Origin of the sequence: Streptomyces sp. NPDC048349 (assembly GCF_040651925.1) — a bacterium.
Lineage (GTDB): Bacteria > Actinomycetota > Actinomycetes > Streptomycetales > Streptomycetaceae > Streptomyces.
The window spans coordinates 53,335-71,475 of sequence record NZ_JBEZLA010000002.1 but is presented as its reverse complement, the minus strand read 5'-3'; the positions used below and the strand labels follow the sequence as shown (position 1 = coordinate 71,475).

The 18,141-nt window shown below is 68.2% G+C and carries 23 protein-coding genes; 21 read left to right on the top strand and 2 right to left on the bottom strand.

What is annotated here, in order from left to right; all coding sequences use genetic code 11:
• The first annotated feature begins 127 nt into the window (after positions 1–127).
• The 21 genes from rpsH to glmM all read left to right on the top strand — a co-directional run bounded on the left by rpsH (position 128) and on the right by glmM (position 15,878).
• Entirely contained in the window at positions 128–526 is a 399-nt protein-coding gene (gene rpsH, locus AB0D44_RS02055) for a 30S ribosomal protein S8 (RefSeq protein ID WP_007265911.1), read from the top strand.
• A gap of 20 nt (positions 527–546) precedes the next feature.
• On the top strand, positions 547–1,086 hold the full coding sequence (gene rplF / locus AB0D44_RS02050) for a 50S ribosomal protein L6 (RefSeq protein ID WP_030773832.1): 540 nt from the start codon (positions 547–549) through the stop codon (positions 1,084–1,086).
• A gap of 2 nt (positions 1,087–1,088) precedes the next feature.
• Entirely contained in the window at positions 1,089–1,472 is a 384-nt protein-coding gene (gene rplR / locus AB0D44_RS02045) for a 50S ribosomal protein L18 (RefSeq protein WP_030026334.1), read from the top strand.
• Between the two features lie 45 nt (positions 1,473–1,517).
• Complete coding sequence (gene rpsE / locus AB0D44_RS02040; protein ID WP_007265914.1) at positions 1,518–2,120, top strand: 30S ribosomal protein S5; 603 nt, start codon at positions 1,518–1,520, stop codon at positions 2,118–2,120.
• Positions 2,120–2,302, top strand: a complete 183-nt coding sequence (gene rpmD / locus AB0D44_RS02035) for a 50S ribosomal protein L30 (RefSeq protein WP_005313525.1) — start codon at positions 2,120–2,122, stop codon at positions 2,300–2,302. The genes rpsE and rpmD overlap by 1 nt, the downstream gene beginning before the upstream one ends.
• Positions 2,303–2,304: 2 nt before the next feature.
• The gene (gene rplO / locus AB0D44_RS02030) at positions 2,305–2,760 is read left to right on the top strand and encodes a 50S ribosomal protein L15 (protein ID WP_069921525.1); all 456 of its coding nucleotides are present in this window, start codon (positions 2,305–2,307) and stop codon (positions 2,758–2,760) included.
• A 187-nt stretch (positions 2,761–2,947) separates the two neighbouring features.
• Positions 2,948–4,261 carry a preprotein translocase subunit SecY gene (gene secY / locus AB0D44_RS02025; protein WP_362583018.1) on the top strand — a complete coding sequence of 438 codons (1,314 nt, stop codon included), beginning with the start codon at positions 2,948–2,950 and terminating at the stop codon, positions 4,259–4,261.
• Positions 4,261–4,908 carry an adenylate kinase gene (locus tag AB0D44_RS02020; RefSeq protein ID WP_362583016.1) on the top strand — a complete coding sequence of 216 codons (648 nt, stop codon included), beginning with the start codon at positions 4,261–4,263 and terminating at the stop codon, positions 4,906–4,908. Before secY ends, AB0D44_RS02020 begins: the two co-directional genes overlap by 1 nt.
• A 94-nt stretch (positions 4,909–5,002) precedes the next feature.
• A complete protein-coding gene (gene map, locus AB0D44_RS02015) occupies positions 5,003–5,854 on the top strand; it encodes a type I methionyl aminopeptidase (protein ID WP_069921528.1) in 852 nt (283 codons plus the stop codon).
• Between the two features lie 137 nt (positions 5,855–5,991).
• On the top strand, positions 5,992–6,213 hold the full coding sequence (infA, locus tag AB0D44_RS02010; protein ID WP_003956442.1) for a translation initiation factor IF-1: 222 nt from the start codon (positions 5,992–5,994) through the stop codon (positions 6,211–6,213).
• 73 nt (positions 6,214–6,286) lie between these two features.
• The gene (gene rpmJ / locus AB0D44_RS02005; RefSeq protein WP_003956441.1) at positions 6,287–6,400 is read left to right on the top strand and encodes a 50S ribosomal protein L36; all 114 of its coding nucleotides are present in this window, start codon (positions 6,287–6,289) and stop codon (positions 6,398–6,400) included.
• A 198-nt stretch (positions 6,401–6,598) separates the two neighbouring features.
• Positions 6,599–6,979 (top strand): 30S ribosomal protein S13, encoded by a 381-nt coding sequence (gene rpsM, locus AB0D44_RS02000; protein WP_007265919.1) that lies wholly within the window; start codon positions 6,599–6,601, stop codon positions 6,977–6,979.
• A 54-nt stretch (positions 6,980–7,033) separates the two neighbouring features.
• The gene (rpsK, locus tag AB0D44_RS01995) at positions 7,034–7,438 is read left to right on the top strand and encodes a 30S ribosomal protein S11 (protein WP_003956432.1); all 405 of its coding nucleotides are present in this window, start codon (positions 7,034–7,036) and stop codon (positions 7,436–7,438) included.
• 150 nt (positions 7,439–7,588) lie between these two features.
• On the top strand, positions 7,589–8,611 hold the full coding sequence (locus tag AB0D44_RS01990) for a DNA-directed RNA polymerase subunit alpha (RefSeq protein WP_007265920.1): 1,023 nt from the start codon (positions 7,589–7,591) through the stop codon (positions 8,609–8,611).
• A 108-nt stretch (positions 8,612–8,719) separates the two neighbouring features.
• Positions 8,720–9,184: a 50S ribosomal protein L17 gene (gene rplQ / locus AB0D44_RS01985; RefSeq protein WP_069921530.1), complete on the top strand. Its 465-nt coding sequence runs from the start codon at positions 8,720–8,722 to the stop codon at positions 9,182–9,184.
• 105 nt (positions 9,185–9,289) lie between these two features.
• A complete protein-coding gene (gene truA / locus AB0D44_RS01980; RefSeq protein WP_362583012.1) occupies positions 9,290–10,141 on the top strand; it encodes a tRNA pseudouridine(38-40) synthase TruA in 852 nt (283 codons plus the stop codon).
• Positions 10,142–10,192: 51 nt separating this feature from the next.
• Positions 10,193–11,821 carry an ATP-binding cassette domain-containing protein gene (locus tag AB0D44_RS01975; protein WP_362583009.1) on the top strand — a complete coding sequence of 543 codons (1,629 nt, stop codon included), beginning with the start codon at positions 10,193–10,195 and terminating at the stop codon, positions 11,819–11,821.
• A 66-nt stretch (positions 11,822–11,887) separates the two neighbouring features.
• Positions 11,888–13,144 (top strand): glycosyltransferase family 87 protein, encoded by a 1,257-nt coding sequence (locus AB0D44_RS01970; RefSeq protein WP_362583006.1) that lies wholly within the window; start codon positions 11,888–11,890, stop codon positions 13,142–13,144.
• 231 nt (positions 13,145–13,375) lie between these two features.
• The gene (rplM, locus tag AB0D44_RS01965; RefSeq protein WP_136213237.1) at positions 13,376–13,819 is read left to right on the top strand and encodes a 50S ribosomal protein L13; all 444 of its coding nucleotides are present in this window, start codon (positions 13,376–13,378) and stop codon (positions 13,817–13,819) included.
• Positions 13,820–13,861: 42 nt separating this feature from the next.
• The gene (gene rpsI, locus AB0D44_RS01960) at positions 13,862–14,383 is read left to right on the top strand and encodes a 30S ribosomal protein S9 (RefSeq protein WP_215143970.1); all 522 of its coding nucleotides are present in this window, start codon (positions 13,862–13,864) and stop codon (positions 14,381–14,383) included.
• 136 nt (positions 14,384–14,519) lie between these two features.
• The gene (gene glmM / locus AB0D44_RS01955; RefSeq protein ID WP_362583003.1) at positions 14,520–15,878 is read left to right on the top strand and encodes a phosphoglucosamine mutase; all 1,359 of its coding nucleotides are present in this window, start codon (positions 14,520–14,522) and stop codon (positions 15,876–15,878) included.
• A 55-nt stretch (positions 15,879–15,933) separates the two neighbouring features.
• On the opposite strand, the gene AB0D44_RS01950 is transcribed toward glmM, so the two are convergent.
• Both AB0D44_RS01950 and coaA read right to left on the bottom strand, forming a co-directional pair.
• Complete coding sequence (locus tag AB0D44_RS01950; protein WP_362583000.1) at positions 15,934–16,893, bottom strand: DUF389 domain-containing protein; 960 nt, start codon at positions 16,891–16,893, stop codon at positions 15,934–15,936.
• Positions 16,894–16,931: 38 nt separating this feature from the next.
• Positions 16,932–17,981, bottom strand: coding sequence for a type I pantothenate kinase (coaA, locus tag AB0D44_RS01945; RefSeq protein ID WP_362582997.1), 1,050 nt, complete (start codon positions 17,979–17,981; stop codon positions 16,932–16,934).
• Positions 17,982–18,141: the final 160 nt, after the last annotated feature.

Below are 18,141 nucleotides of genomic sequence, written 5' to 3'. Positions count from 1 at the left end.
GTTGGGCGTCCGCCGCCCTATCGACTTACTACGCCGTAGGTCCCCGCACCGCACCCGTCCCGCCACTGAGTGGGGAGAGGGATGGCGCATACAGGAAACCCCGGCGAGAGAGGCCGAAGGCCACTTCATGACCATGACTGACCCGATCGCAGACATGCTCACGCGTCTGCGTAACGCTAACTCGGCGTACCACGACACCGTCGTGATGCCGCACAGCAAGATCAAGTCGCACATCGCAGAGATCCTCAAGCAGGAGGGTTTCATCACCGGCTGGAAGGTCGAGGACGCCGAGGTCGGCAAGAACCTCGTCCTCGAGCTGAAGTTCGGGCCGAACCGTGAGCGCTCCATCGCGGGCATCAAGCGGATCTCGAAGCCCGGTCTGCGCGTGTACGCGAAGTCCACCAACCTGCCGAAGGTCCTCGGCGGCCTGGGCGTGGCGATCATCTCCACGTCCCACGGTCTCCTGACCGGCCAGCAGGCAGGCAAGAAGGGCGTAGGTGGGGAAGTCCTCGCCTACGTCTGGTAGTCGGGAACGGAGGAAAAGCAATGTCGCGAATCGGCAAGCTCCCCATCCAGGTTCCCGCCGGTGTGGACGTCACCATCGATGGCCAGACGGTCAACGTGAAGGGCCCCAAGGGTTCCCTCGCGCACACCGTTAAGGCACCCATCGCAGTCGTCAAGGACGAGGACGGCGTTCTGAACGTCACCCGTCCGAACGACGAGCGTCAGAACAAGGCCCTGCACGGCCTGTCCCGCACGCTGGTGGCGAACATGATCACCGGTGTGACCACGGGGTACGTCAAGGCTCTCGAGATCAGCGGTGTCGGTTACCGCGTGGCCGCGAAGGGCTCCGACCTGGAGTTCCAGCTCGGCTACAGCCACCCGATCCTGGTGGAGGCGCCCGAGGGCATCTCCTTCAAGGTCGAGTCGCCGACCAAGTTCTCGGTCGAGGGCATCGACAAGCAGAAGGTCGGCGAGGTCGCCGCCAACATCCGCAAGCTGCGGAAGCCCGACCCGTACAAGGCCAAGGGTGTCAAGTACGCCGGCGAGGTCATCCGCCGCAAGGTCGGAAAGGCTGGTAAGTAGCCATGGCATACGGTGTGAAGATCGCCAAGGGTGACGCGTACAAGCGCGCTGCCAAGGCTCGCCGCCACATCCGCATCCGCAAGAACGTCTCGGGTACGGCGGAGCGTCCGCGCCTCGTCGTGACGCGTTCCAACCGCAACATCGTTGCTCAGGTCATCGACGACCTCCAGGGCCACACCCTGGCGTCCGCGTCGACCCTGGACGCTTCGATCCGCGGTGGCGAAGGCGACAAGAGCGCCCAGGCCCAGGCTGTCGGCGCGCTCGTTGCCGAGCGTGCCAAGGCTGCGGGTGTCGAGACCGTCGTGTTCGACCGCGGTGGCAACCGATACGCCGGGCGCATTGCCGCTCTGGCTGACGCCGCCCGCGAAGCCGGGCTGAAGTTCTAAGCCCCGGTTCCGGGACTCACGGACGTAACAGAGAGAGGTAATCCAATGGCTGGACCCCAGCGCCGCGGAAGCGGTGCCGGTGGCGGCGAGCGGCGGGACCGGAAGGGTCGCGACGGTGGCGCTGCCGCCGAGAAGACCGCTTACGTTGAGCGCGTTGTCGCGATCAACCGCGTCGCCAAGGTTGTCAAGGGTGGTCGCCGCTTCAGCTTCACCGCGCTGGTCGTGGTGGGCGACGGTGACGGCACCGTAGGTGTCGGTTACGGCAAGGCCAAGGAAGTTCCCGCGGCCATCGCCAAGGGTGTCGAGGAAGCCAAGAAGAACTTCTTCAAGGTTCCGCGCATCCAGGGCACCATCCCGCACCCGATCCAGGGCGAGAAGGCTGCGGGCGTCGTCCTGCTGAAGCCTGCTTCCCCCGGTACCGGTGTTATCGCCGGTGGCCCGGTGCGCGCCGTTCTGGAGTGCGCCGGCGTTCACGACATCCTGTCGAAGTCGCTCGGCTCCGACAACGCGATCAACATCGTGCACGCGACCGTGGAGGCCCTCAAGGGCCTGCAGCGTCCCGAGGAGATCGCGGCTCGCCGTGGTCTGCCCCTCGAGGACGTCGCCCCCGCGGCTCTGCTTCGTGCGCGTGCTGGGGCGGGTGTGTAATGGCTCGCCTCAAGATCACGCAGACGAAGTCGTACATCGGCAGCAAGCAGAACCACCGCGACACGCTGCGTTCGCTCGGGCTCAAGCGCCTGAACGACGTGGTCGTCAAGGAGGACCGTCCCGAGTTCCGCGGAATGGTGCACACCGTCCGCCACCTCGTGACGGTTGAGGAGGTTGACTAATCATGGCTGAGAACAGCCCGCTGAAGGCCCACAACCTCCGTCCCGCCCCCGGCGCCAAGACCGCGAAGACCCGTGTCGGTCGTGGTGAGGCGTCGAAGGGTAAGACGGCCGGTCGTGGTACGAAGGGCCAGAAGGCCCGTTACCAGATCCCGGAGCGCTTCGAGGGCGGGCAGATGCCCCTCCACATGCGTCTCCCGAAGCTCAAGGGCTTCAAGAACCCGTTCCGCACCGAGTACCAGGTCGTGAACCTGGACAAGCTCGGCGCTCTCTACCCCGAGGGGGGAGAGGTCACGGTGGCCGACCTGGTCGCCAAGGGCGCGGTGCGCAAGAACAGCCTCGTCAAGGTCCTGGGCCAGGGCGAGATCTCCGTGGCGCTGCAGGTTTCGGTTGACGCCGTCTCCGGCTCCGCCAAGGAGAAGATCGCCGCTGCCGGCGGCACCGTCACCGAGCTCGTCTAAGACGAAATCAGTGGCTGAATAGCTCGAAACCCGACCGGGGATGCCTCACATATGGGGCATCCCCGGTCGGTCGTTCCACGGGAGGCGCACTCGCCGGTAAGGTGGCGTGCACCTTTGCTTGTACGTATTCATCGATCCCTCAGACCGTCACCTCTGACGCAGTTGCGCGGGGGTCGCAGGAGGCACCGTGCTCACCGCGTTCGCCCGGGCGTTCAAGACGCCCGACCTGCGCAAGAAGCTGCTCTTCACGCTCGGCATCATCGTGCTGTTCCGGCTCGGGTCCCACATCCCGGTACCCGGCGTGAGCTACACGAACGTTCAGAAATGTGTCGACCAGGCCGGGAGCAGCAACGGGCTCTTCGGTCTCGTCAACATGTTCAGCGGCGGTGCCCTGCTGCAGATCACGATCTTCGCGCTCGGGATCATGCCGTACATCACCGCGAGCATCATCCTGCAGCTGCTCACCGTGGTCATTCCGAAGCTGGAGAACCTCAAGAAAGAGGGACAGTCCGGCACCGCGAAGATCACGCAGTACACGCGCTACCTGACGGTCGCACTCGCGATCCTCCAGGGCACCGGCCTCGTCGCCACGGCCCGGACCGGCGCCCTGTTCCAGGGCTGCCCGCAGGCCAGCCAGATCGTCCCCGACCGGTCGATCTTCACCACGATCGTCATGGTCGTCACCATGACCGCCGGTACCTGTGTCGTCATGTGGCTCGGTGAGCTCGTGACCGACCGCGGCATCGGCAACGGCATGTCCATCCTGATGTTCATCTCGATCGCCGCCGGCTTCATCGGCGCCCTGTGGCAGATCAAGCTCCAGGGCAAGATCGCCGACGGCTGGGTCGAGTTCGGCGTGGTCATCCTCGTCGGCCTCGCGATGGTCGCCCTGGTGGTCTTCGTCGAGCAGGCGCAGCGCCGGATCCCGGTCCAGTACGCGAAGCGCATGATCGGTCGCCGTGCGTACGGCGGCACCTCGACCTACATCCCCCTCAAGGTGAACCAGGCGGGTGTGATCCCCGTCATCTTCGCCTCGTCGCTGCTGTACATCCCGGCGCTGATCGTTCAGTTCAGCGGTTCCACCGCCGGCTGGGCCACCTGGATCCAGAAGCACTTCGTCAAGGGCGACCACCCGTACTACATCGCGACCTACTTCCTCCTGATCGTTTTCTTCGCGTTCTTCTACGTGGCGATCTCGTTCAACCCCGAGGAAGTTGCAGACAACATGAAGAAGTATGGTGGGTTCATCCCGGGTATTCGTGCCGGTCGACCCACTGCGGAGTACCTGAGCTACGTGCTCAACCGGATCACTTGGCCGGGGTCGCTGTACCTGGGTCTCATCGCTCTTGTGCCGACGATGGCGTTGGCCGGCTTCGGAGCGAACCAGAACTTCCCGTTCGGCGGGACGAGCATCCTGATCATCGTGGGTGTGGGTCTGGAAACCGTGAAGCAGATCGAGAGCCAGCTCCAGCAGCGCAATTACGAAGGGTTCCTCCGCTGATGCGAATCGTCCTCGTCGGACCGCCCGGTGCGGGCAAGGGAACGCAGGCCGCGTTCCTTGCCAAGAACCTGTCGATCCCGCACATCTCCACGGGCGACCTGTTCCGGGCCAACATCAGCCAGGGCACGGAGCTCGGCAAGCAGGCCAAGGCGTTCATGGACGCCGGCGACCTGGTTCCCGACGAGGTCACCATCGCCATGGCCAAGGACCGCATGGAGAAGCCGGACGCCGTGAACGGCTTCCTGCTCGATGGTTTCCCGCGCAACGTGTCGCAGGCCGAGGCCCTCGACGAGATGCTCCAGGCCGCGGGCATGAAGCTCGACGCCGTTCTCGACCTGGAGGTCGAGGAGGACGAGGTCGTGAAGCGGATCGCCGGCCGGCGCATCTGCCGCAACGACTCGGCGCACGTCTTCCACGTCACGTACGCCCCGCCGAAGGCCGAGGGTGTCTGCGACACCTGCGGCGGCGAGCTGTACCAGCGCGGCGACGACTCCGAGGACACGGTGCGCAACCGGCTCGAGGTCTACCACACGCAGACCGAGCCGATCATCGACTACTACAAGGCCCAGGGCCTGCTCGTGACGATCCCCGCCCTCGGTGAGGTCGCGGACGTGACGAAGCGCGCGATGGATGCGCTGAAGAAGTAGTCGCCCCCTGTAGTGCAGGTACGGCCGCGGTGTCCCCAGGGCATCGCGGCCGTACTGTTGAGAAGACTCGTTCCGAAGCTGGAAGGCAATGTTCATGGTCCAGATCAAGACCCCCGAGCAGATCGCGAAGATGCGCGAGGCAGGGCTGGTCGTCGCCGCGATCCACGCGGCGACCCGTGAGGCGGCCGTACCGGGCGCCACGACGCGGGATCTGGACATGGTGGCCCGCAAGGTGATCGCGGACGCAGGTGCCAAGTCGAACTTCCTCGGCTACGGCGGTTTCCCCGCGACCATCTGCACCTCGGTGAACGAGGTCGTCGTCCACGGCATCCCGGACGACAAGACGGTCCTCAAGGACGGCGACATCATCTCGATCGACGCCGGCGCGATCGTCGACGGCTGGCACGGCGACGCGGCGTACACGGCCTTCGTGGGCACCGGGCACGCCCCTGAGCTCGTGGAGCTCTCCCGGGTGACCGAGGAGTCCATGTGGGCCGGCATCGCCGCCATGAAGCTCGGCAACCGGCTCGTGGACATCTCGAAGGCGATCGAGACGTACATCAAGCGCCAGCCGCGGCCGTCCACCGGTGAGCACAGCCTCGGCAAGTTCGGGATCATCGAGGACTACGGCGGCCACGGCATCGGCTCCGAGATGCACATGGACCCCCACCTGCTGAACTACGTCTCGCGCAAGCGGGGCAAGGGGATCAAGCTCGTGCCGGGCGTCTGCCTGGCCATCGAGCCGATGGTCTCGCTGGGCACCGCCCAGACGGAGGTCCTGGCGGACGACTGGACGGTCATCACGACGGACGGCACCTGGTCCTCGCACTGGGAGCACTCCATCGCGCTGACCGAGGCCGGTCCGATCGTGCTGACCAGCCCGGACTGCGGCAAGGCGAAGCTGGCGGAGTACGGGGTCACCACGGCCCCGGACCCGCTCGGTTAATGATCTACACTCTGGGGCAAACTTTCCGGATTCGTCTTTCTGGGTGCCCTGACGTAGACTGACTCGTCGGCTCTCGTGCACTTCCATGCCTGCATGGGCGCGGAGCCGATCAAGGTAGCCGATTCGAAGGGCGAAGCGTGGCCAAGAAGCAAGGTGCCATCGAAATCGAGGGCACCGTGATCGAGTCCCTCCCGAACGCGATGTTCAAGGTGGAACTGCAGAACGGTCACAAGGTCCTCGCGCACATCAGCGGCAAGATGCGCATGCACTACATCCGCATCCTCCCGGATGACCGGGTCGTCGTGGAGCTGTCTCCGTACGACCTGACGCGTGGCCGGATCGTCTACCGATACAAGTAGATCTTGTCCTCACTCCTGCCTGGGCATCCGTCCCGGTGCGGGTGGTGGCACTGACCCGGAGAACCTCACCAACATGAAGGTCAAGCCGAGCGTCAAGAAGATCTGCGACAAGTGCAAGGTGATCCGCCGTCACGGCCGGGTCATGGTCATCTGCGACAACCTGCGCCACAAGCAGCGCCAGGGCTGACGCACGCCGACCGACCTGCCTTCCGCAGTTCTTCGCGCGACGTAAGAAAACGTACATACGCAGAACCCGCCCAGCCCTGAGAGGGGCCGGCGGTACCTCCGGCGGGGGCCGGGGACCCGGACGTACCATCACCCATTTCGGGTGGTCGGCGGTCGGGAGTGGTTCTGCGGAAGACCCCCGAACACACAGGAGCCATTTGTGGCACGCGTTTCCGGTGTTGACATCCCGCGCGAAAAGCGTGTGGAGATCGCACTCACCTACGTCTTCGGTATCGGGCGCACCCGGTCCAAGGAGATCCTCGCCTCCACCGGCGTGAACCCGAACACCCGCGTTCGTGACCTGGCCGAAGAGGACCTCGTCAAGATCCGCGAGTACGTGGACGCCAACCTCCGTACCGAGGGTGACCTCCGCCGCGAGATCCAGGGCGACATTCGCCGCAAGATCGAGATCCAGTGCTACCAGGGCATCCGCCACCGTCGTGGCCTGCCGGTGCACGGTCAGCGCACCAGCACGAACGCGCGTACCCGCAAGGGCCCGCGTCGCGCGATCGCCGGTAAGAAGAAGCCGGGCAAGAAGTAGTCCTGTTCAGCGGTCTTGCGCTGTAGGACCGACCACCTCCCGTAGGAGATTTAGATGCCCCCCAAGGGTCGTCAGGGCGCTGCCAAGAAGGTGCGCCGCAAGGAAAAGAAGAACGTCGCTCACGGGCACGCCCACATCAAGAGCACGTTCAACAACACCATCGTTTCGATCACGGACCCCTCGGGCAACGTGATCTCCTGGGCCTCCGCCGGCCACGTCGGCTTCAAGGGCTCGCGCAAGTCCACCCCCTTCGCCGCGCAGATGGCCGCCGAGTCGGCCGCCCGCCGCGCGCAGGAGCACGGCATGCGCAAGGTCGACGTCTTCGTCAAGGGTCCGGGCTCCGGCCGCGAGACCGCGATCCGCTCCCTCCAGGCCACCGGCCTCGAGGTCGGCTCGATCCAGGACGTCACCCCCACCCCGCACAACGGCTGCCGCCCGCCGAAGCGCCGCCGCGTCTGACGCAGCGGACGCACCTGTGCGTTCTTGAGTGTCCGGGCGGTACGACCCCTTCGGGGGCCGTGCCGCCCGTACCCTTGCAGTAGCCGTACTCCGGTACGGCGTCCCGTCGGGCGTCAAATAGTGGGCGTCCACGAATGAAGGAACACAGACATGCTTATCGCTCAGCGTCCTTCGCTGACCGAAGAGGTCGTCGACGAGTACCGCTCGCGGTTCGTGATCGAGCCGCTGGAGCCGGGCTTCGGCTACACCCTCGGTAACTCCCTGCGCCGCACGCTCCTGTCCTCGATCCCGGGTGCCGCTGTCACCAGCATCCGCGTGGACGGCGTCCTGCACGAGTTCACCACCGTGCCGGGCGTCAAGGAAGACGTCACCGACATCATCCTGAACATCAAGCAGCTGGTCGTCTCCTCGGAGCACGACGAGCCGGTCGTGATGTACCTGCGCAAGCAGGGGCCCGGCCTGGTCACCGCTGCCGACATCGCGCCCCCGGCCGGTGTCGAGGTGCACAACCCGGACCTGGTCCTCGCCACGCTCAACGGCAAGGGCAAGCTGGAGATGGAGCTGACCGTCGAGCGCGGTCGCGGCTACGTCTCCGCCGTCCAGAACAAGCAGCTGGGCCAGGAGATCGGCCGCATCCCGGTCGACTCCATCTACAGCCCGGTCCTCAAGGTCACCTACAAGGTCGAGGCGACCCGAGTCGAGCAGCGCACCGACTTCGACAAGCTGATCGTCGACGTCGAGACCAAGCAGGCCATGCGCCCGCGCGACGCCATGGCGTCCGCCGGCAAGACCCTGGTCGAGCTGTTCGGTCTGGCGCGCGAGCTCAACATCGACGCCGAGGGCATCGACATGGGCCCGTCCCCCACGGACGCCGCCCTGGCCGCCGACCTGGCGCTGCCGATCGAGGAGCTCGAGCTCACCGTCCGGTCGTACAACTGCCTCAAGCGCGAGGGCATCCACTCGGTGGGTGAGCTCGTGGCGCGTTCCGAGGCCGACCTGCTCGACATCCGCAACTTCGGTGCGAAGTCGATCGACGAGGTCAAGGCGAAGCTGGCCGGCATGGGCCTGGCCCTCAAGGACAGCCCGCCCGGATTCGACCCGACCGCCGCCGCCGACGCCTTCGGCGCGGACGACGACGCCGACGCCGGCTTCGTCGAGACCGAGCAGTACTGATCTGACCCGGGGCCTTCGGGCCCCGGTGATACTTTCCCGCGGCATCCGCCTCGGGGGAACTGACACCGGTACCTGACACGGCCGGTGCAGATATGAAGGAGTAACACCATGCCGCGTCCCGCAAAGGGTGCCCGCCTGGGCGGCAGCGCCGCGCACGAGAAGCACCTCCTCGCGAACCTCGCGAAGGCGCTCTTCGAGCACGGCCGCATCACCACCACCGAGGCCAAGGCCCGTCGCCTGCGTCCCTACGCCGAGCGTCTGGTCACCAAGGCCAAGAAGGGCGACATCCACAACCGTCGCCTGGTGCTGCAGACGATCACGGACAAGAGCATCGTGCACACGCTGTTCACCGAGATCGCCCCGCGCTACGAGAACCGCCCCGGTGGTTACACGCGCATCACCAAGATCGGCAACCGTCGTGGCGACAACGCCCCGATGGCGGTCATCGAGCTGGTCGAGGCCCTGACGGTCGCCCAGCAGGCCACTGGTGAGGCCGAGGCCGCCACCAAGCGCGCGGTGAAGGAGGCGGAGGCCACCGAGGCTCCCGCCGCCGAGGAGACCAAGGAGGCCTGATCCCCACCGGGATCACGCTGAAGGGCTCTGAACGGGTCCGCCCCCTTCCGGGGCGGGCCCGTTCTGTTTTTCCGACGTTCTCGAGCTTCTGAGAGGATCGGTCACGTGAGTGACGAGGTGGAGCCCGGGCACGTCCGGGTGCGGCTGGACCTGAGCTACGACGGCAAGGACTTCTCCGGCTGGGCGAAGCAGCGCGTGCTGCGGACCGTGCAGGGCGAGCTGGAGTCGGCCCTGCAGACCGTGATGCGGCTGAAGGAGCCCGTCGAGCTGACCGTGGCCGGGCGTACCGACGCGGGCGTGCACGCCCGCGGGCAGGTCGCGCAGTTCGACCTGGCCGAAGAGGTGTGGGCCGAGCACCACGACAAGCTGCTGCGCCGCCTCGCCGGCCGGCTGCCGCACGACGTACGGGTGTGGAAGGTCGCCGAGGCCCCCGAGGGCTTCAACGCGCGCTTCTCGGCCATCTGGCGCCGCTACGCCTACCGCGTGGGCGACCACCAGGGCGGGGTCGACCCGCTGCGCCGCGGCCACGTCCTGTGGCACCAGTGGCCCCTCGACGTCGACGCCATGAACGAGGCCTCGATCCCGCTGCTCGGCGAGCACGACTTCGCCGCGTACTGCAGGAAGCGCGAGGGCGCCACGACCATCCGTACGCTCCAGCAGCTCGGCTGGGAGCGCGGCGAGGACGGGATCATCACCGCGACCGTGCGGGCCGACGCCTTCTGCCACAACATGGTCCGCTCGCTGGTGGGCGCCCTGCTGCACGTCGGGGACGGGCACCGGCCCACCGACTGGCCCGGCAAGGTGCTGGCGGCGGCCGTACGGGACTCCTCGGTGCACGTGGTGAAGCCGCACGGGCTCACCCTGGAGGAGGTCGGCTATCCGGCGGACGAGCTGCTGGCCGCCCGCAGCAAGGAAGCGCGCAACATGCGGACCCTCCCGGGCGCCGGCTGCTGCTAAGGCGCCGGCTGCTGCTAATCCGTTTGGGCGGATCGCGGCCGGACCGGGACAATGCGCGTCATGGGACATCTCGAAGCCAGCCACCTGGAGTACTACCTTCCCGACGGGCGGGTCCTGCTCCCCGACGTCTCCTTCCGCGTGGGGGAGGGCTCGGTGGTCGCCCTGGTCGGGGCGAACGGGGCCGGCAAGACCACCCTGCTGAAGCTGGTCTCCGGTGAGCTCCAGCCGCACGGCGGCGGGGTGACCGTGAGCGGCGGGCTCGGTGTGATGTCGCAGTTCGTGGGCTCCGTACGGGACGAGACGACCGTGCGGGACCTGCTGGTCTCGGTCTCGCAGCCGCGGATCCGGGAGGCGGCGAAGGCGGTGGACCGGGCCGAGCAGCTGATCCTGACGGTGGACGACGAGGCCGCCCAGATGGCCTACGCGCAGGCGCTCAGCGACTGGGCGGACGTCCAGGGCTACGAGGCGGAGACCCTGTGGGACGTCTGCACCATGGCCGCGCTGGCCGTCCCGTACGACACCGCGCAGTTCCGCGAGGTGCGCACGCTCTCGGGCGGTGAGCAAAAGCGCCTCGTGCTGGAGGCGCTGCTGCGCGGTCCGGACGAGGTGCTGCTGCTCGACGAGCCGGACAACTACCTCGACGTCCCGGGCAAGCGGTGGCTGGAGGAGCAGCTGAAGGCCACCCGCAAGACCGTGCTGTTCGTCTCCCACGACCGCGAGCTGCTCACCCAGGCCGCCGAGAAGATCATCAGCCTGGAGGCGAGCCCGATGGGCAGCGACGTCTGGGTGCACGGCGGGGGCTTCGACACCTACCACGACGCCCGCAAGGAGCGCTTCGCGCGCTTCGAGGAGCTCAAGCGGCGCTGGGACGAGGAGCACGCCCGACTGAAGGCCCTGGTGCTGCGGCTGCGCAACCAGGCCGCGAGCAGCCCCGACATGGCCTCGCGCTACCGGGCGATGCAGACCCGCTTCCAGAAGTTCGAGGAGGCCGGCCCGCCGCCGGAGCCGCCGCGGGAGCAGGACATCAAGATGCGCCTCAAGGGCGGGCGTACCGGCGTGCGCGCGCTCACCGTGGAGAACCTCGAGCTCACCGGGCTGATGAAGCCGTTCTCGCTGGAGGTCTTCTACGGCGAGCGGGTCGCGGTGCTGGGTTCGAACGGCTCCGGGAAGTCGCACTTCCTGCGGCTGCTGGCCGGCGAGGACGTCAAGCACACCGGCGCGTGGAAGCTGGGTGCGCGGGTGGTCCCCGGCCACTTCGCGCAGACCCACGCCCATCCGGAGCTCTTCGGCCGCACCCTGGTCGACATCCTCTGGACGGAGGCCGCCAAACCCCTGGGCGCGGCGATGGCCGTCCTGCGCCGTTACGAGCTGGAGCGCCAGGGCGACCAGGCGTTCGAGAAGCTCTCGGGCGGCCAGCAGGCGCGCTTCCAGATCCTGCTGCTGGAGCTGGCGGGGACCACGGCGCTGCTCCTGGACGAGCCGACGGACAACCTGGACCTGGAGTCCGCGGAGGCCCTGCAGGACGGCCTGGAGGCGTACGAGGGCACTGTGCTGTGCGTCACGCACGACCGCTGGTTCGCCCGCACATTCGACCGGTACCTGGTCTTCGGTTCGGACGGTGTGGTGCGGGAGACTCAGGAGCCCGTCTGGGACGAACGTAGAGTCGAACGCAAGCGCTAGGGGGAGACCGCCCCCTCGGTCGGAGTGGGGAGGGGCGTCGTGGGCCTGCGGCCTAGCATCTGGCTCATGAAGTGGGAGAACCAGAGCTCCGGGAACCGGCTGATCGACTGGCTGCTGCGGCCCGCCTCCCGGCCCTGGCAGCTCGTCTCGCTCGCCGTGGTCCTGGGGATCTGCGTCTCCACGAGCCTGCGGGAGAACTGGGGCTCCGACAACGCCTTCGTGGTCAAGGCGGCCGAGACGCTCCTGGCGGGCGGGTCCCCGTACGAGGACAAGCGCTTCCTGTACCTGCCCAGCGCCGTGCTCATGGCGGTTCCGGAGGCGCTGCTGCCGCAGACCGTGCTGCGCTGGTGCCTGCCGGTCGCGATGTCCGGCTTCCTGGGCATCGGCTGGCTGGCCGCGCTGCGGATGTTCTCCGTGCCGCTGCGCTCGCGCTTCGCGGTCGTCGGGTTCCCCGTGCTGGCCCTGGCCTACAAGCCGTACGTGAACCTCGTGCTGATCGGCAACTGGACGGCCATCTCGGCGGCCGCGCTGCCGCTGGCGCTGCTGCTCGCCCACCGGCGGCACTGGAGGGCGGCCGGGCTGGTGGTCGGGCTGGCCATCGCCTGCAAGCCGATGCTGGTGCCGGTCGGGCTGCTGTTCGTGCTCGCCCGGCGGTGGCGGGGGCTGGCCGCGGCCGTCCTGGTGCCGCTGGGGCTCTCGCTGGCGGGCGCGCTGCTGATGCCGAGCCCGTCGCTGTTCTTCACCAAGACCCTGCCGTTCCTGCTCCAGGGGCAGGACGCCTACGCGCTGCCGTGGGACGCCTCGCCGATCGCGGTGCTGCCGCGGCTGGGGGTGCCGGAGCCGGTGGCGGTGACGGTCGCCTTCGCGGGGGCCGCGGCGGGGCTGTGGGCCGCCTGGACGCGGTGGCGGCGCACGGAGGAGGAGACGGACGGGGGAGAGCTGCGGCTCGCGGAGACGGCCTGCATGGTGATGCTCGCCGCATTCCTGGTCTCGCGGCCGTCCTTCGACCACTACCTGCTGGTGGTGCTGCCCCTGCTCCTGGCGTCGGCGGTGCGGCCGGGCTCGATGCCCCGCTCGCCCTGGTTCTGGCTGGCCCTGACGCCCCAGGTGGCGCTGCTCCCGTGGCCCTCGGAGCTGGCCCACAAACGGCGCGCCTTCAAGGACTGCGCCACCCTGTGCGGGCTGGCGATCCTGCTGGCGCGTCGTGCACTGCGCCCCGCTCGGGTTACTCTGGAGCCCGTAACAACTGCGGGGTCCCCACCCAGGACCGAACCGGAGTGCGCCGCGACGCCAGCAGAATCGGCATCGCGGACCGCGTTTTGACCCGTACGGGTCTGCTTGGGTACTCTGCTGGTTTGTTATGCGTATTGGCTTGCTCATTCTCACGTGAAAGGGCCTTACGCCGGTCCACCGGGCCGATGACCAGCGGTTCACACGGGTTGCGTCCCCGATGTGAACGAGGGCTGTCGTGATCGTCCGTGGTGACCCTGTCAGGACCTTCCCGTGGGGCTTGCGCCCCTGGGATACCACCACTGAAGAAGCGAAGGCATACGCGTGCGTACGTTCAGCCCCAAGCCCGGCGACATCTCGCGCCAGTGGCTCGTCATCGACGCCCAGGACGTTGTCCTCGGCCGTCTGGCGACCCAGGCCGCTGCCCTCCTGCGGGGTAAGCACAAGCCGACTTACGCCCCCCACATGGACATGGGCGACTTCGTCATCATCGTCAACGCCGACAAGGTTCACCTGTCCGGCAACAAGGCGTCCCAGAAGATGGCGTACCGCCACTCCGGCTTCCCGGGTGGTCTGCGTTCCGTGCGTTACGACGACCTCCTGGCGAACAACCCGGAGAAGGCCGTCGAGAAGGCCGTCAAGGGCATGCTCCCCAAGAACACCCTGGGCCGTCAGATGCTCTCGAAGCTGAAGGTCTACTCGGGCGACCAGCACCCCCACGCTGCCCAGCAGCCGGTGCCGTTCGAGATCACCCAGGTCGCGCAGTAGTTCCGGCCACCCCCTAAGACGTAGAAAATTCTGAGGAGCATCGTGGCCGAGACCACCGCCGAGACGACCCCCGTCGACGAGTTCGAGGGCAACGTCGAGGAGTACACCAGCGAGTCCGAGGTCGTCGTCGAGGGCGACTACACCTCCGAGTCCCTTGCCGGTCGCTTCGGCGACCCCCAGCCGGCCGCCGGCCTGGGCCGTCGCAAGAACGCCATTGCCCGCGTCCGGATCGTTCCGGGCACCGGCAAGTGGAAGATCAACGGTCGCACCCTTGAGGACTACTTCCCCAACAAGGTGCACCAGCAGGAAGTCAACGAGCCGTTCAAGCTCCTCGAGCTGGACAACCGCTACGACATCATCGCCCGCATCGCGGGTGGCGGCGTCTCCGGCCAGGCCGGCGCCCTGCGCCTCGGTGTGGCCCGTGCGCTGAACGAGGCGGACGTGGACAACAACCGCCCGGCGCTGAAGAAGGCCGGCTTCCTCTCCCGCGACGACCGTGCGGTCGAGCGCAAGAAGGCCGGTCTCAAGAAGGCCCGTAAGGCTCCGCAGTACAGCAAGCGTTAATCTGCGCCTGCTGTTCTGCAACGAATCCGCCCCGGCAGCACTCTCCGTGCTGCCGGGGCGGTTCGTTTACCGCCACAAGCGGCACATACCTGTCACATGCGGTCACAAAGCGATGCAGAAACTCGGGAGGACAACAGTGGGACGACTCTTCGGGACGGACGGTGTACGCGGCGTTGCCAACGCGGATCTGACGGCGGAGCTCGCGCTCGGCCTCTCCGTGGCGGCTGCCCACGTACTGGCCGAGGCGGGCACCTTCGCGGGCCACCGGCCGACGGCCGTGGTCGGCCGGGATCCCCGGGCCTCCGGCGAATTCCTCGAGGCGGCGGTCGTGGCCGGCCTCGCGAGCGCGGGCGTGGACGTCCTGCGCGTCGGTGTGCTGCCCACCCCGGCGGTGGCGTATCTCACCGGTGCGCTGGGTGCCGACCTCGGCGTGATGCTTTCCGCCAGCCACAACGCCATGCCGGACAACGGCATCAAGTTCTTCGCGCGCGGCGGCCACAAGCTCGCCGACGAGCTGGAGGACCGCATCGAGTCCGTCTACGAGGAGCACCGCACGGGTGCCCCCTGGGACCGGCCCACCGGCTCCGGCGTCGGCCGCGTCTCCGACTACACCGAGGGCTTCGAGAAGTACGTCGCCCACCTCATCGGGGTCCTCCCCAACCGCCTCGACGGCCTGAAGGTCGTCCTGGACGAGGCGCACGGCGCGGCCGCGTACGTCTCGCCCGAGGCCTTCGCCCGGGCCGGCGCGGAGGTCGTCACGATCGGCGCCGAGCCCGACGGCCTGAACATCAACGACGGCTGCGGATCCACCCACCTCGGCCTGCTCAAGACGGCCGTCGTCGAGCACGGCGCCGACTTCGGCATCGCGCACGACGGCGACGCCGACCGCTGCCTGGCCGTGGACGGCACCGGCGCGGAGGTCGACGGCGACCAGATCCTCGCCGTACTGGCCCTCGCGATGCGCGAGGCCGGGCAGCTGCGCGGGAACACCGTGGTCGGCACCGTGATGTCCAACCTGGGCTTCAAGCTGGCGATGGAGGGCGAGGGCATCCAGGTCGTGCAGACCGGGGTCGGCGACCGGTACGTCCTGGAGTCGATGAAGGAACACGGCTTCGCGCTGGGCGGCGAGCAGTCGGGCCACGTGATCATCCTCGACCACGCGACGACCGGCGACGGCACGCTGACCGGGCTGCTGCTGGCGGCGCGGGTCGCGGCCACCGGGAAGTCCCTGGCGGAGCTGGCCGGCGTCATGCGGCGGCTGCCGCAGGTGCTGATCAACGTTCCCGACGTGGACAAGTCCCGCGTGGCGACCTCCGGCGAGCTGGCCGCGGCAGTGGTCGACGCCGAGCGCGAGCTCGGCTCCACCGGGCGCGTGCTGCTCCGTCCGTCCGGTACGGAGCCGCTCGTACGGGTGATGGTGGAGGCCGCCGACATCGAGCAGGCCCGCTCGGTCGCCGGCCGGCTCGCGGACGCGGTGAAGTCGGCGCTCGGCTAGTGCTCCGGTCAGAGCACTAGGACGTCTCTGCGAAGGAGACGGCCTGGGAGCGGGCTCAGACCCGCGGTGGCGCACCCGGCTTCCGGATCATCCGGCCCTGCTGGGTGCGCCACAGCAGTTTCCAGGCGATGAGGGTGAGCGTGCCGGACAGGATGATGCCGAGCAGGTTCAGCAGCAGCTGCTCCGCCGAGCCCCACATCTGGGCGAACTCGCCGTAGCTGAGGGCCACGGCGGCGTTGGCGGCCGCCGGGACCGTGGTGACGGAGATCGCCACGCCGACCAGCGCACCGGCCTTCGCGGAGGTCAGCGACAGCATCCCGGCCACGCCGGCCAGCAGGGCCACGACGAACGAGAACGGGTCGGGCTGCCAGATGAAGCTCGTGTTCGGCCGGGGGTTGTCGAGCATTCCGGGATGGAACTGGCCGAGCGCGTCCATCACCAGGCTGAACACCGTCGTCGCCACGATCGCGGCCGCGAAACCGACCAGCAGCGCGACCAGCGAACGCGCGGCGAGCTTCGGCTCCCGCTGCACCAGCCCCGTGCAGATCCCGGCGAGCGGGCCGAACTCCGGGCCGACCGCCATCGCACCCACGATCAGGATCGCGTTGTCCAGCGCCACGCCGCATGCCGCGATCATCGTCGCCACGATGAGGAAGGCGCTGTACGTGATCGTGAGGGTGGACTCCTCGTGCGTCGACTCGGCGAGCTGCTCCCAGATCACCGCGTCGGCGGCCTCGCCCGGCGCCTCCTCCTCCGCGTCGTCGGCGCGCTTGGAGATCGACAGGTCGATGTTCTCGACGGCGATCGACCCGTTCTTGTCGATGCCGAGGGCGCGCATCTCCTGGAGCAGTTCGTCGGCCGCCTCGCGGGCCACGTCGCACAGCACCAGGTCGCCCAGGGGATCGCGGGCGGCGCCGTTCAGCACGACCAGGTGCGTGGTACCGACCGTCTGGCCGATCAGCTCCACCACCCGGTCCGTGAGGTGGGTCGGGGTGATCATCCGCAGATGCAGCATGTCCGCACCCTAATGCGGAGCCGGCGTCCGGTCCGTGTTCAGAGCTTGCGCAGGCTCAACTTCTGCACCTTGTGGTCCGGTCCCTTGCGCACGACCAGGGTGGCCCGGCCGCGGGTGGGGGCCACGTTCTCCAGCAGGTTGGGCCTGTTGATGGTCCGCCACATCGTCTGCGCGTACTCCATGGCCTCCTCCTCGGAGACCTGCGTGTACTTGCGGAAGTAGGAGAACGGGTTCTGGAAGGCGGTCTCGCGCAGTTTGCGGAACCGGTTGAGGTACCAGCGCTCGATGTCCTCGGGGCGGGCGTCCACGTACACGCTGAAGTCGAAGTAGTCGGCGAGCCCGACCCGGGTGCGGCCGTCCTTGCCGGGGAGGGCCGGCTGGAGCACGTTCAGGCCCTCGACGATGAGGATGTCCGGGCGGCGTACGACGAGCTCCTCGCCCGGCACGATGTCGTAGATCAGGTGCGAGTAGACCGGGGCCCGGACCTCGTCCTTGCCCGCCTTGATGTCGGCCACGAAGCGGGTGAGCGCGCGGCGGTCGTAGGACTCCGGGAAGCCCTTGCGGGAGGTGAGCCCGCGCCGCTGGAGCTCCTTCATCGCGTAGAGGAACCCGTCGGTGGTGACCAGCTCCACGCGCGGGTGCTCGGGCCAGCGCGCCAGCAGGGCCTGTAGCAGACGGGCCACGGTGGACTTGCCGACGGCGACCGAGCCGGCGACCCCTATGACGAACGGGGTGCCCTGCTGGGCGCCGTGGCCGTTGCCGGCGTCCCCGAGGAAGGTGTTGAGGGTGCCCCGCAGATTGCTGGTGGCGCCCACGTACAGGTTCAGCAGGCGGGACAGCGGCAGGTAGACGTCGCGGACCTCGTCCAGGTCGATGACGTCTCCCAGGCCGCGCAGCCGCTCGACCTCGTCGGCGGTGAGCGGCAGCGGGGTCCGCTCGCGCAGCGCGCTCCACTCGGCGCGGGTCAGCTCGACGTACGGCGAGGCGTCGGGGCCCCGGCGGTGGGCGGGGCGGGCGGGGTGCCCGTCCGGGCCGGTGCGCTCCGTCGCGCTGTCCGGCGTGCTGCTTCGTGGCGGCGAAGTGATCACACCGCCATTGTCGGCGCTCCGGCTCGGTTATGGGTGGTGTGGTCGGTCACGTGCCGGGTCCGGCGCGGCACGGTTGCACCGGGCTCGGTACCGATTCGACGATCTTGGGGTCTCGTGGCGGTCACGATCGGCCGCCCGGGGTCAAAAATCGGGGCCGTTG